This window comes from Pantoea sp. SGAir0180 (assembly GCF_043546245.1).
Map to the genome: position 1 here is coordinate 2250833 of NZ_CP028071.1, position 13491 is coordinate 2264323.

General features: G+C 51.5%; 13 protein-coding genes. 5 read left to right on the plus strand and 8 right to left on the minus strand.

Annotated features, from left to right (window positions below; genetic code table 11):
- Positions 1 to 58 precede the first annotated feature (58 nt).
- The gene (gene uvrC, locus C1N58_RS10545) at positions 59 to 1891 is read right to left on the minus strand and encodes an excinuclease ABC subunit UvrC (protein ID WP_394564162.1); all 1833 of its coding nucleotides are present in this window, start codon (positions 1889 to 1891) and stop codon (positions 59 to 61) included.
- On the minus strand, positions 1884 to 2543 hold the full coding sequence (gene uvrY / locus C1N58_RS10550; protein ID WP_394549703.1) for a UvrY/SirA/GacA family response regulator transcription factor: 660 nt from the start codon (positions 2541 to 2543) through the stop codon (positions 1884 to 1886). The genes uvrC and uvrY overlap by 8 nt, the downstream gene beginning before the upstream one ends.
- Before the next feature lie 430 nt (positions 2544 to 2973).
- Between uvrY and C1N58_RS10555 the strand changes: the two genes are divergently transcribed.
- A complete protein-coding gene (locus C1N58_RS10555; protein ID WP_006118773.1) occupies positions 2974 to 3198 on the plus strand; it encodes a DUF2594 family protein in 225 nt (74 codons plus the stop codon).
- Positions 3199 to 3231: 33 nt separating this feature from the next.
- On the opposite strand, the gene C1N58_RS10560 is transcribed toward C1N58_RS10555, so the two are convergent.
- The 3 genes from C1N58_RS10560 to C1N58_RS10570 all read right to left on the minus strand — a co-directional run bounded on the left by C1N58_RS10560 (position 3232) and on the right by C1N58_RS10570 (position 6291).
- A complete protein-coding gene (locus tag C1N58_RS10560; protein WP_006118772.1) occupies positions 3232 to 3843 on the minus strand; it encodes an acyl-homoserine-lactone synthase in 612 nt (203 codons plus the stop codon).
- A gap of 121 nt (positions 3844 to 3964) precedes the next feature.
- The gene (gene sdiA / locus C1N58_RS10565) at positions 3965 to 4687 is read right to left on the minus strand and encodes a transcriptional regulator SdiA (protein ID WP_164483119.1); all 723 of its coding nucleotides are present in this window, start codon (positions 4685 to 4687) and stop codon (positions 3965 to 3967) included.
- A gap of 908 nt (positions 4688 to 5595) precedes the next feature.
- Complete coding sequence (locus tag C1N58_RS10570) at positions 5596 to 6291, minus strand: extensin-like domain-containing protein (RefSeq protein WP_164483118.1); 696 nt, start codon at positions 6289 to 6291, stop codon at positions 5596 to 5598.
- 285 nt (positions 6292 to 6576) lie between these two features.
- Between C1N58_RS10570 and cycA the strand changes: the two genes are divergently transcribed.
- Positions 6577 to 7971, plus strand: coding sequence for a D-serine/D-alanine/glycine transporter (gene cycA / locus C1N58_RS10575; protein ID WP_039341206.1), 1395 nt, complete (start codon positions 6577 to 6579; stop codon positions 7969 to 7971).
- A 39-nt stretch (positions 7972 to 8010) separates the two neighbouring features.
- Here the strand turns inward: cycA and C1N58_RS10580 are convergent, their stop codons facing one another.
- The 3 genes from C1N58_RS10580 to C1N58_RS10590 all read right to left on the minus strand — a co-directional run bounded on the left by C1N58_RS10580 (position 8011) and on the right by C1N58_RS10590 (position 10708).
- Positions 8011 to 8985: a metal-dependent hydrolase gene (locus C1N58_RS10580; protein WP_394564163.1), complete on the minus strand. Its 975-nt coding sequence runs from the start codon at positions 8983 to 8985 to the stop codon at positions 8011 to 8013.
- A 47-nt stretch (positions 8986 to 9032) separates the two neighbouring features.
- Complete coding sequence (rutR, locus tag C1N58_RS10585; RefSeq protein ID WP_033737596.1) at positions 9033 to 9668, minus strand: HTH-type transcriptional regulator RutR; 636 nt, start codon at positions 9666 to 9668, stop codon at positions 9033 to 9035.
- A gap of 134 nt (positions 9669 to 9802) precedes the next feature.
- On the minus strand, positions 9803 to 10708 hold the full coding sequence (locus C1N58_RS10590; RefSeq protein WP_394549707.1) for a DMT family transporter: 906 nt from the start codon (positions 10706 to 10708) through the stop codon (positions 9803 to 9805).
- Between the two features lie 469 nt (positions 10709 to 11177).
- On the opposite strand from C1N58_RS10590, the gene wrbA reads away from it, so the two are divergent.
- Genes wrbA through C1N58_RS10605 form a run of 3 tightly spaced genes read left to right on the plus strand, consistent with a single transcriptional unit; the run spans position 11178 to position 13456 of the window.
- On the plus strand, positions 11178 to 11777 hold the full coding sequence (gene wrbA / locus C1N58_RS10595; protein WP_006118683.1) for an NAD(P)H:quinone oxidoreductase: 600 nt from the start codon (positions 11178 to 11180) through the stop codon (positions 11775 to 11777).
- Between the two features lie 20 nt (positions 11778 to 11797).
- Positions 11798 to 12028 (plus strand): YccJ family protein, encoded by a 231-nt coding sequence (locus C1N58_RS10600; protein WP_006118682.1) that lies wholly within the window; start codon positions 11798 to 11800, stop codon positions 12026 to 12028.
- A 54-nt stretch (positions 12029 to 12082) separates the two neighbouring features.
- On the plus strand, positions 12083 to 13456 hold the full coding sequence (locus C1N58_RS10605; protein WP_110267822.1) for an NAD-dependent succinate-semialdehyde dehydrogenase: 1374 nt from the start codon (positions 12083 to 12085) through the stop codon (positions 13454 to 13456).
- The last annotated feature ends 35 nt before the right edge of the window (positions 13457 to 13491 follow it).

Genomic DNA, 13491 nt, shown 5'->3' on the forward strand with positions numbered 1-13491 from the left:
CTGTCTGGATTGGGTGGTGTTTAACGTATGTTCCTACATTGCCCCCCCTGTTTCAATGCTAGTGTTTCAACGAGTAGTAGATTTTTTCCGCCAGCGCATGCGATATACCGGGCACATTGGCGATCTCCTCGACCGACGCATTCATCAACGGTTGCAGGCCGCCCATGTACTTGAGCAACTGCTGTCGCCGTTTTGGTCCCACGCCCTCGATACTTTCCAGTGCGCTGGTGTTTTTGACTTTGGCCCGTTTTTTACGGTGCCCTGAAATTGCATGATTGTGAGCGTCATCACGAATATGCTGAATGACATGAAGCGCTGGCGCATCGGGTGACAGGGAAACGCCCTCACCTTCTGACTCGAAAAATAAGGTTTCCAGACCGGCTTTACGATCGGTGCCCTTTGCAACGCCCAGCAAAATGGGGCGGGATTTATCCCAGGGCACGTCCAGCTCTGCGAACACCTGTTTTGCCTGTGCCAGCTGACCTTTGCCCCCATCTATCAGGATCACATCGGGGATTTTTTCTTCCTCAATCGCTTTGCCATAACGGCGACGTAGCACCTGATTCATGGCCGCATAGTCATCGCCGGGTGTGATGCCGTTGATGTTATAACGGCGGTAGTCAGCGCGAAGCGGGCCGTTTTGATCAAACACGACGCAGGAAGCGATGGTTTGTTCACCCATGGTATGACTGATGTCAAAACACTCCATACGGCCAATCTTCTCCAGTTGGAGGAATTCGGCCAATGCGGTGAGGCGCTGATGAATCGTGGAATGCTGCGACAGACGCGTTTTTAATGCCGAACCGGCATTGGTCCGAGCCAGCTTGAGGTAACGCGCGCGGTCTCCGCGAGGTTTACTTTGAATGTTTACCCGTCGACCGGCTAATTCTGTTAATGAATCTGCCAGTAATTCACGTTCGGGTAAGGTGAAATCGAGTAAAATCTCGCTGGGCAAGGTGCGCATTTCACTGCCCTGCAAATAGAACTGTCCGACAAAAGTCTGGACGACTTCAGCCAGGTCCGTATCCGCAGGGACTTTGGGAAAATAGCTTCGGCTTCCCAGTACTTTCCCCTGGCGGATAAACAGGACGTGCAAACACGCCATTCCGGCGTCATACGCAACGCCAATCACATCCAGATCGTCGCCCTGATTAGAGACAAACTGTTTCTCGGTAATGCGTCTGACAGCCTGAATCTGATCGCGCAGCCGGGCCGCGTCTTCGAAGCGCAGCGATTGACTGGCCTCTTCCATGCGCGCAACCAGCAGATTCAGCACCTGATCGTCTTTGCCCGCTAAAAACAATCTGACGTAATCTGTTTGCTGGGCGTACTCCTCCTCACTGACCAATCCTGCCACGCAAGGGCCAAGGCAGCGGCCGATTTGATATTGCAAACAAGGGCGCGTGCGGTTGCGGTACACGCTGTTTTCACATTGACGTATCGGAAAGACCTTTTGCAGCAACGCCAGCGTTTCTCTTACCGCATAACCATTAGGAAACGGACCGAAATACTCTCCTTTGGCGTGCTTAGCGCCCCGGTGCATTGCCAGACGCGGATGTATGTCGCCACTCAGAAAAATGTGGGGGTAGGATTTATCGTCACGCAACAGGACGTTATAGCGCGGTTGATAAAGCTTGATGTAATTGTGCTCAAGCAACAACGCTTCGGTTTCAGTGTGGGTTACGGTGACATCAATGTGATGGATGTTACTTACCAGCGCTTCGGTTTTTCGGCTACCCACCTGGGTGCGAAAGTAGCTTGTCAGTCGCTTTTTCAGATCTTTCGCTTTACCGACATAGATAACCGTTCCGGATACATCGTACATCCGGTAAACACCTGGTTCGCTGGTGACCGTACTGAGAAAATTTTTGGGATTAAAGAGGTCACTCACTACTGATTAACGGCTCCGCATTGAACAGGCCATGTCTGATGGCCAGATGCGTTAACTCTACGTCGCCACTGATGTTCAGCTTACTGAACATTCTGTAGCGGTAGCTGTTAACGGTTTTAGGACTGAGATTCAGCTGCTCGGAAATTTCCGTCACCTTTTGTCCTTTGGTGATCATCAGCATAATCTGCAATTCCCTTTCCGACAAACAGCTGAAGGGAGATTCGGCTTTTTGCGGCTCAATCTGGCTTAACGCCATTTGCTGAGCAATGTCCGAGGCAATGTAGCGTTGGCCGGCCTTAACCGAACGAATCGCGTTCACCACTTCCTGCGGCGCGGCACCTTTACTCAGATAACCTGCCGCACCGGCCTGCATCACTTTGGCAGGCAGCGGGTTTTCAGTGTGAATCGTCAGCATAATAATTTTGATATCCGGGTTGTAACGCACAATTTTGCGCGTGGCTTCCAGCCCACCGATACCCGGCATATTCATGTCCATTAAGATGACGTCAACCTGATTAACCCGACACCACTTAACTGCATCTTCGCCACAACACGCTTCGCCAGCGATCACCAGACCTTTGATATCTTCAAGAATACGGCGGATGCCGGCACGTACCAGCTCATGGTCATCGACAAGAAGGACAGTGATCAACGCGAAGCACTCCGCAGCTAATAAAGAGGTAGCATTTAACGATTGCAAGCGGCAATCATACCTGTTTTTGCATTAAAAGCACAGATACAAAGTGGCAGGTCAGATCGCGTCAGTGTTTTATCTTCATGCAACCTGGCTCTGTTCTTGTTTACGCCTGCAGGAACAGACCTGACAGCCTGCATAATGTAAAAAAAATTTTTTATCAAACAGTTACAACAATCAGACGATATTGTATTTATGAGATTTTTACCAAACTGAGACGCTCTCGTCAGTTACTATTCACATCCGTGATTAATTAATATGACTGAACTGATATAGTTAAACAGCCTGCGTTGCCCACGCTAACAGCAAGTAATCTTTCATGTGATATACTCACCGGTTGCTGCGCGTAAAGATTGTAGAGACGATGTTAATCACCAAGGAGAAATTCATGAGCGATGAAGATTTCGCTACCTCGCAGGAAACGCAAAAATTATCTGATGAAGTGGCTTGCCTTAAGATGATGATTACTTTGATCCTGAAAGGGATGGGCCAGGCTGATGCCGGAAAAGTAATCATTAATATGGAACGTTATGTGAAAACACTGGGCGAAAAGCCGCAGGCAGACGTGTTCAGTAACACCATTAAACAAATCAAAGCGGCTTATCGCCAGTAATGGCTTGTGCTGCCCCCGCCCGGGGGCAGCGCGCTAACCGTTCGAATGCCAGTTAACGGACACGCCGAGGGAAGGCAGCACCTCTTCCGGGCTGAAACGCCGCGTACCGCGGTATTTCTCTGCCAGCGCAGGTTGACTGACGGGGATACGGATGGCAAAGAGATTATCCTCTGACAGAATTAAACCCGGCGTCAGAGGTTCATAGACGACCTGATGTTCTTCAAACATTTTTTCCAGCATCGGCGTAGCCGAACTGATAATGCATTCAATGCCGTTCAGCTCCGCCAGCTGTACCGCATGCCACAGAATATTCAGCGGTAGCTCAGGATCCACTTCCAGTCGTGCAGAGAAGCGGGACATTTCCCAGACCTTTTCATGATCGAACGGCAAAACAATGCCTTCCGTTTGCTCGGGTTCCGTCCAGGGCATCAGGCGGGCGCAGCCGCTAATGCCGCTTCGCACGCTCCAGGCGATTAACCAGGTCACATCAGAGCGGTCATACCGGTCGTATTCTTGCCCTGGTGTACTCAGACGCGGTGGAATCGACCAGCCTTCACCCCGCGCAAACACGCTGTAACGGTAGCTGCCAAGTTCGGCAAGCAAAGAGGATGGCATATCCTTTAACTGCGTTTGAACTATTTTCATCATGCGCCTCTGACATCCCCATGTTTGCAATGATTTCTATGCGCCTGCCAAAAGCGCACCCGCGCAGGGTAGAGAAGTCCCTTCAGGTAAGGAACTACTAAAGTTGGCAGTTGCTTTTCTTTTAAATCACACCAATTGCTGCGGCATAGCAGGCAATCTGCGTTTTATTGGAAACATTAAAACGTTTTTTCATATTTTTTTGGTAAAAATTTACGGTGTGTTCAGAAATCGACAAAATAAGTGAAATTTCCTGAGAGGTTTTTCCCTCTGCGGTCCATTTCAAAATTTCCAGCTCACGCTGGCTGAAATCATTTCCCTGAACCATCAGCGCTTCATCATTGAGGCGTTCAAGTAAGCACAAGCTTTGCTCGGCGAGGAAGTGCAACTTTACCTCCAGCTCCACTTGCCGACAGTCAGTAATAAAGGGACGATGCGAACCTATAGATAATATACCAACGGCTCGATTTGACGCCATTGCAGAACAAGAAAATCCGCTCAGCAGCCCAAAATTACCCGCGTCTTGCCACATTTCCTTCGCCGAGCAAAAGAGTTCAGGTGTCCATTCGACCCCCTTTCCAGCACGCAGGCAGCGCTGCAACACGGGGTCAATGGCATAATAATTCCGTTCCTTATAACGTTTAATCCACGCTTCGGGGTAAGTATCATGCAAATAAACTCGCGGACGCGTAAAAGGAACGCGATGCTGGATAAAAAAAGCGAAAAAATCGAAGCCCAGTGACTGGATATAATCCTGTAAAAGCCCCTTTAATTGCGGAGCTGCCGTTAATACCTGAAACTGCTGTTCAACATTTTCACGCCAGGAAAAATAATCTTCACCTATCATATTGCCTCAAATTCAACAACTTGCCGGGTATTTCTGATTAACACGTTATGTAATTAACTTACTCTTTGTTGCGACGTCATAAAAAGCATTATTTTCATTCTGGCGACAACGACTTGCAGAGAAAAGGATAAAAATACAGGGTAAGCAAACGCTTCGGGATAACTCAGGCGAGTGCAACAGAGGAAATAATAAGATTTTTGTTACATTTTTTCAATCATTTAACATAGCCATGATCAACAAATATCACTCGATAAGTTGCGCCCGGCAACGTATTATGCTGAAAAAAAACGCAGATCATATCTTGTAAAACACGATGTCTTTTTCAGGCAATAACCGCCGCATGTTTTCTGCAGTCAGGCAGAGAAAGCCCCCCTTTTCTGGTACGCATTTTACCCGGATCTTTTGGTCCTACAAAAGATGGCTTATGGCTCTGCGTCGTTGGGCAGACGGCCGTACAAGGCCTGTTGACTGGCCAGCATAACGGCACTGCCCGTCTTTACAGGCAAGACGCCTGGCGGATGGCGCAGACCTGTGGCCGCTGTCATTTTGGCCTGGTGCGGACTTGTACAGATAACTTATTTAATAAATAACGCATCTGAAAAGAGAAAAATAATTATTTAACGATACTGTCATCCTCCTTTATTTATGTACAGATAACTCAAATTTATCGCCCTGTTAAAACGGCATCATTCACCCAGTCAGGTAATAAAAACGCAGTATCCTCTCTCAATTTGGTCATTTAGCAGGCAATGAACGGTTATAACACCGGGTGAATGATTTAAATAACACTGACGCCATGAGAAAAAATAAGCCGATGTGACACCCTTTTTAAAACGGTAAAAAAGCAGAACAGAAGAAAATAATATTAAACCCACGACACAGTTTTACGGTGAAAGTAAAGGTTAATCTCACCTGCAATAACCCGCCCCCCGCATGCCCAGATGAAAATGTGTAGCATGCGCGCGATTATAATCAGGCCCAAGCGCATTACCAAAAAAGTTACAACCCGATCGCCATAATGCATGAAGTAATAGTGATTTCTGGCCAGGTTGTTGCCAGTTTTTTCCTGGCACCAACCGCTCGCCGTTAGCAAGCTGGTAGGCGGTAATATCCCAGGCATCCGCGCTGGCATGTTCACTCAGCCGTCCGGTGGCCTGATGGTAGATGTTGCGGCAGGCATAACTTCCGACATGTTCAATTCGGGTCAGATCACTGCCAGACAGATGTAACATTTGCTCGCGGCTGTAAGCCACGTACATTGTAGCCGCAACGGCCATTGGGCAACTGGCGAGGAAACTGCTGCTGAGCGAGACGGGCCCAAAATTTTGCAGCCTGAGGGGGCTGGACAACGGACAGGCCCCTGTCACCGCCGGCCGTTGACTGAAACGTACAACGCCGGCCTGCTGTGCACGCTGCATCACGTCAAGACAGGCGGCGGGATCAGTTTGCAGTCTTTTGAGTTTTAATCGCGTCATCCAGCCCGGCGGATCCGTTACAGAGAGTGGCGTAAAGGGATTAAATTGCGCAGGAAGGTGCTGTTTTAACCATGGCAAACTCATCCACCCCACTCCGGTCATGATGATAAGCAGAACAAGTGTGCGCATAGAACCCCTGTAGCTGAAAGAAGCTGTACGGAGGTAGTGTAGAAGCACACGGCAGGATACGCTTAAAAGATGACACAGGGTGATGAAATATTACCTAATCTGACGTAAAAATCGCCAACGTTAAGTGAAAGCGCCGTTTTAATGCCAGCGTTGTCCGATATTGTTAAAAAACAATTACCGTTTTCATTAACACTTCCACTATCTTATGCCAAATTGCTCCCGGCAATCCGGTATTCTCAACAGCCACCAGAGCTGACACAACATCAAGACAGGAAAGACACTTTCATGGTTGATCAATCTACTCAAACGCAGGCGAGCTCACAGGGCGATGACACGCTGCGACGTAATCTTCATAACCGACACATCCAGCTCATTGCTATTGGCGGTGCGATTGGCACCGGTTTGTTCATGGGCTCGGGTAAAACAATTAGTCTGGCAGGACCTTCGATCATTTTCGTTTACATGATCATCGGCTTCATGCTGTTTTTTGTCATGCGGGCAATGGGCGAATTACTGCTGTCGAATCTTGAGTATAAATCCTTTAGCGACTTTGCGGCTGACTTACTGGGTCCCTGGGCCGGCTACTTCACCGGCTGGACATACTGGTTCTGTTGGGTTGTTACCGGGATTGCCGACGTGGTGGCTATAAGCGCCTACTTCCAGCTCTGGTTTCCCGGCTTTTCGATCTGGATGAGCGCACTGCTATGTGTTTTTGTTTTCCTGGCCTTAAACATTGCCACGGTGAAATTATTTGGCGAGATGGAGTTCTGGTTTGCCATCATCAAGATCGTGGCGATTGTCGCGCTGATCATTACCGGCATTGTGTTGGTGTCCATTCATTACCCGTCACCGGGTGGTGGCACCGCTGCACTGAGTAATATCTGGGATCACGGGGGGCTTTTCCCGAAAGGACTGAGCGGATTCTTTGCCGGATTCCAGATCGCCGTCTTTGCGTTTGTCGGTATCGAGCTGGTGGGTACAGCGGCGGCCGAAACGCATGACCCGCACAGGGTTTTACCGCGGGCCATTAATGCCATTCCGCTGCGCGTCATTATGTTCTATGTTCTGGCGCTGCTGGTGATTATGTCCGTTACCCCGTGGACCGAAGTGATGGCCGATCGCAGTCCGTTTGTGGAAATGTTCGTGTTAATTGGCCTGCCAGCTGCGGCCAGCATTGTTAACTTCGTGGTCCTGACGTCGGCGGCATCCTCAGCCAACAGCGGTATTTTCTCCACCAGCCGCATGCTGTATGGTCTGTCGCAGCAGGGCGTTGCCAGCCGTGCTTTTGGTCGTTTATCGTCACGCGCGGTGCCCACGACCGGCTTGTTCTTTTCATGCTTCTGCCTGCTGTGTGGTGTCGCTCTGATTTACCTGATCCCGAATGTGATGACGGTCTTTACGCTGGTGACCACCGTGTCTGCCATTCTGTTTATGTTTGTGTGGACCATTATCTTGTGCAGTTACCTTGCATATCGCAAAAAATTTCCGGAACGTCATGCCGCCTCGACATTTAAAATGCCTTTAGGCAAATTCATGTGCTGGGCATGTATGGCGTTTTTTGTCTTTATACTGGTGCTGCTAACACTGCAGGAAGACACGCGACAGGCACTCATGGTCACGCCGTTGTGGTTTATCCTGCTCGCCGCAGGCTGGCAACTGCGTCGACGCACGCGTCGTTGATATAGAGACTGAAAAAAGCCCGACGCACGTCGGGCTTTTTTATAACCGCTCAAGTATACGATTGACGCCGCGGCGCAGGGCCCGTTCACCAGACGGCAGGCGCTGTGGCTGCAAATCAGGGCTTTCCGCCGTGCCCAAACCAAACGTAAACGTGTAATGGCTCCCTTCTCCCATACGCAAATCTGCAATGGTGACCTGCCCGTCACGCTCATCCATGGCATAAAAGCCATGGCTGAACCAGGCAACACGTTCTGCCAGCCAGTTTCCTTTAAACGGGACGAATAGCTCTGGATGACGCGGCCGCCACGTTACCGTGACAGGACGAGCAGGCGACAGCAAAGACCAGTAAGCCTCGCCATAGCGGTCAGGCGTGATGATGACGCTGCGCCAGACCAGCGTATTGAATGCCGTTGGGGTGACCAACACCTTGTCAGTCGCCACCCCCTGCTGTTCGAGTGAGTGTTTAATGTGTTCATCAGCCACCTGCTGAATGACCATACTCCAGGCAAGGTAGCCGGTACTGAGTGCCAGCCCCGCGTGATTCCAGCGTAATCCCCGTCTGTTACGTCGCCACAAAGCGACACAGAGCCCGATGATAAGCGGCAACGTATAAAGCGGATCGACGATGTACATGCTGCCAATCGCATAAGGATGATCGGTGAGAGGCAGCCCAAGCTGAGTGCCATAGACTGTCATCAAATCAAGAAGGGGATGCGTGATCAGCGCCAGCCAAATAGCAGGCCACCATGCGATCCATGTCACGCCGGATTTGAACAGCCGCGCGACCAGCGCGGCGAGCAACGGTGAACACAACGTCAGATAGAGTAAGGCATGGCTTTCAGTCCGGTGCAGCGTCATGTTGCGGATAGCATCACCGTGGTCGATAAACACATCCAGATCGGGCAATGTGCCACTGATTGCGCCTACCGCCGCGGCTTGCCAGGCAGGTATGCGCCGCCCCATCACAGTCAACGCTACGGATGCGCCCAGAAAACACTGTGAAACAGAATCCATCACGCCACTCCCTTGTCTGTTACAGGGCTGAGTTTGATCGCGTTTTATTAACGAACGCGAATGCCTTCAATAATAATGCGCTGAACGTTCTCCACCGTTTCCTCGAAGAAAACAGGATTGCTGAGCTGATTCCCCGTGATCGCTTCGACCTGGCTGGCAAAGTCAGCATAATGCTGTGTCGTCGCCCACAGCATAAAGATCAGATGCTGAGGCGCAATCGCCGCCAGCCGTCCTTCAGCTATCCAGCGCTCAATTATCGCTGTTTTGTCGTCCATCAACGTCTTCAGATCGCCGGCCAGTTCACCTTTCAGCAAGGGCGCACCCTGCAGCATTTCCAGGCAAAACAACTTTGATGCCTGTGGATAATCGCGAGAAACCTCCAGCTTAAGGCGAATATACTGACGCACGGCGCGCAACGGCTCCTGCTCGTAAGTCAGGGCACGTAGCGGTGCCAGCCAGACATCCAGGATCTCTTTTAATACGGCAATATAAAGCGCTTCTTTAGAGGGATAGTAGTACAGCAAATTGGTTTTGGAGACGCCAGCCTGCTCCGCGACTTTCTCCAACCGCGTCCCGTGAATACCAAACTGGGAAAAACAGGTCAGGGCAGCCTGCAGAATTGCCGCACGTTTCGCTGCAACGGCGACCGCACGACGCGTTGGCCCGGGCGTAGCCTTTTTCATACGTTTCTCCTTCACGTTACCGTTACGCATCACGGCAACAGACTGTTTTCAGGCGGTAACGTGCCGACAGCTGTGATATACGGCGCAGGGAAAGGGCCACACTGACAGGGCCATAAGCACTTATTCTCGCGCCACTATTCATCGGAAGAGGCCGATGGCATGCTACGTTTCCAGCGCAACTCGCTGACAATGACTCCGCAGACAATCAGGATACCGCCAAGAATGGCAGCGGCCGGCAGACGCTCGCCTGCTAAACGCCCCACCACACCCGCCCAGACCGGTTCACCGGCATAAATGACCGTGGCGCGTGTCGGTGATACGCTGCGTTGAGCCCAGTTCATTGTTACCTGTATCAGCGCACTGGCTGCGCCGAGCCCGACCGCGCTGACTAACAGCGGGGTCGATAACGCAGGCACGGATTCACCATTCGGGATCATAAAGCAGAAGGCACACAGTGAAGCGACAGCCAGTTGAATGAAGGTCACCCGACACACATCAACCTGACCGGCAAAACGACTGATAAGAATGATTTCTCCGGCAATAGCCAGCGTGCTGAGTAACGTCGCGGCTTCCCCTTGATTCAGCGCAATTCGGCCATCCTGCGGCCCCGCGACCAGAATCAATCCGCAGAACGCCAGTGAAATACCCAACCACGCCATCAGTTTTGGCGGACGGCGCAGAAACAGCCACTGCAACAGCGGCACCACGGGAACATAAAGCGCGGTGAGAAACGCTGACTGACTGCTGGATATCGTTTGCATGCCCCAGGTTTGTAAGCCGTAGCCCCCCGCAATCGTGAGGCCGATCATCGTGCCCGCTTTGACTTCGCGCCAACAGACGGCAGCAAGATAGCGGCGGAAAAAAAACGCCAGTAACAGCGCAGCGGTAGCAAAGCGTAAACCGACAAAGAAGAACGGACCTGAATAATGCATCGCCTGATGCACGACCAGAAACGTTCCCCCCCAGATTACCGTAATAAAAATAAGGACCAGTTCCTGACGCGTAATACCGACGGTCAGTTTGCGAGTCGTATCCGACATAATTCACCTGTATCTGTTTTCAGGCGCTATTGTGATCAGTGATTCGGGCGAATGCAATTCCGTTTCCTGCCGCGTGACTGTCGCCTCGCATCAGGCGGCACCCCGTCGCCTGACACGGTCTGGGCTGGAGCGATAACAGGTGAACATACCTGCACCGGTTTGCGATCTTCTGATGCATGAACGTTCAGTGCCACATCGCTTCACGTGAGGCGGCTTGATGTTCATCGAAGGACATGTGCGTGAAAGCCTGTGTGACATTCCACCTTTTAGGTCTCTGGATCGCTGAAAATTACATTTAGAAACAGACTCTACGCTAAGAATTGACTTAAAAGACGACGATTAATCCTTAAAAAAACCCATTCTCAGCATTTTCAGCGTCGTTACGCTGACTGTCTGACCGGTGATTTCTCACAGTCAGGTAAAGCTCTTCTATACTTTTCGATGTGTTGACTAACTCCCGGAGAGATCAATGGCTAAGATTCTGGTGCTTTACTATTCAATGTATGGACACGTTGAAACCATGGCGAACGCTGTCGCAGAAGGCGCACGCAAGGTGCCTGGCGCCCAGGTAGATGTGATGCGCGTCCCTGAAACCATGGATGCACAACGCTTTGCGGAAGTTGGCGGTAAAACTCAGCAATCCGCGCCTGAAGCGACGCCAGAGATACTGCCTGACTACGATGCCATCATCGTGGGCACCCCTACCCGTTTCGGCAACATGTCAGGGCAGATGCGAACATTCTGGGACCGGACAGGCGGCCTGTGGGCCTCTGGCGCGCTCTACGGCAAAATTGCCAGCGTCTTTACCTCCACCGGTACCGGAGGAGGACAGGAACAAACCATTACGTCTGTCTGGACCACCCTCGCCCACCACGGCATGGTCATCGTGCCTATCGGCTATGGTACCAAAGAGATGTTTGACATTTCTGAGGTCCGCGGCGGTACGCCTTATGGTGCCACTACGCTGGCCGGTGGTGACGGTTCACGTCAGCCAACCCAGGAAGAATTGATTATTGCCCGTTTCCAGGGCGAACACGTTGCCGGGCTGGCAGCAAAACTTAAGGACTAACCTTTCAGAAGGAGATCAGTATGTCGACGAATCAGTCAAAAGCACATCACGTAGGTGAATGGGCCAGTTTGCGTCACACCTCGCCCGAAATTGCCGAGGCCATTTTTGAAGTCGCAAACTATGACGAGCGCCTGGCGGAAGAGATCTGGCGTCAACAGGGAAGCGATGACGTATTAATCCGCGCGTTTGAAAAAACCGATCAGGACGTCCTCACGTGGGACGACAAAACGGTTGAGCGAAAGAACGTCTGACGGCATGGCGGGCCTGGCCCCGCCCTTTTTTTATCGTTGACCACGGAGAATTCTATGTCTTCTTATCAAAGCATCAACCCGGCAAACAATCAGTTAATGAAAAGCTGGCCTTCCCATGACAGCGCGGCCGTGACGCAAGCGCTGGAAACGGCGGATCGGCTGTTCCACTCTGACTGGAGTAAAGGCGCTATTCAGCCACGACTTCAGGTATTGAAAAAACTGGCTGATCTGATTGATGACCGTGCGGAAGAACTGGCGACTATTGCCAGTAAAGAGATGGGCAAGCTGATTGGCCAAAGCCGTGGCGAAGTCAAAATCTGCGCGCAAATCGCCCGCTATTACGCTGAGCATGCAGAACGCATCCTGAAGCCACAACCTTATGAAAGTGAGTTGGGCGATGCCTGGGTTGAGTATCATCCCATTGGTGTGCTGGTTGCGGTCGAACCGTGGAACTTCCCCTACTACCAACTGATGCGCGTGCTGGCACCAAATCTGGCACTGGGTAATCCGGTACTGGCTAAACACGCCAACATCGTGCCGCATTGTGCCGATGTCTTCGAAAAGCTGGTGAAGGAAGCGGGCGCGCCTGAGGGTGCCTGGACCAACCTGTTTATCTCTACCGATCAGGTTGCGGAACTGATTGCCGATGACCGGGTACAGGGCGTGGCTCTGACAGGATCCGAACGGGCGGGAAGCGCCGTTGCTGAACAGGCCGGTAAGCATTTGAAAAAATCCACGCTGGAGTTGGGCGGCAATGACGTCTTTGTGGTCACGGAGGATGCCGATCTGGATGAAGCCGTTCGTCAGGGCGTGCAGGCGCGACTGAGCAACTGCGGTCAGGTCTGTACAGCAGCCAAGCGTTTTATTCTGAACGAGAAGATTGCGGATACCTTTATCGATAAATTCAGTGCGGCGCTTAACGCAGCGGTGTTGGGCGATCCGCTGGATGAGAAAACCACTCTGGGACCGCTTTCGTCGGCTGATGCGCGCGATCGTCTGGTTAAACAGGTTGATGAAGCCGTCGCAAACGGCGCTAAGCTGGTCACAGGTGGTAAAGCGGTGGCGGGCGTAGGGTGCTATTACCAGCCCACGCTGCTTACCCATATCACCCGCGATAACCCTGCCTATTTTCAGGAGTTTTTTGGCCCGGTGGCGCAGGTTTATGTGGTCGCCAATGATGACGAGGCGGTGGCCCTGGCCAATGATTCACACTATGGGCTGGGCGGTTCCGTGTGGACACGCGATATTGCGCGTGGCCGTAAGCTGGCCTCCGCCATTGAAACGGGCATGGTGTTCATCAACTCGCAGAGCGACACCTCTGCGGAGCTGCCTTTCGGCGGTGTGAAGCGTTCTGGCTACGGACGCGAACTTTCCGATCTGGGTATCAAAGAGTTTGCGAACCAGAAACTGGTGGTTGTGGCCGGATAAGCGCAGCCTGAAGCGTAAAAAAAACCCCGTCTTAA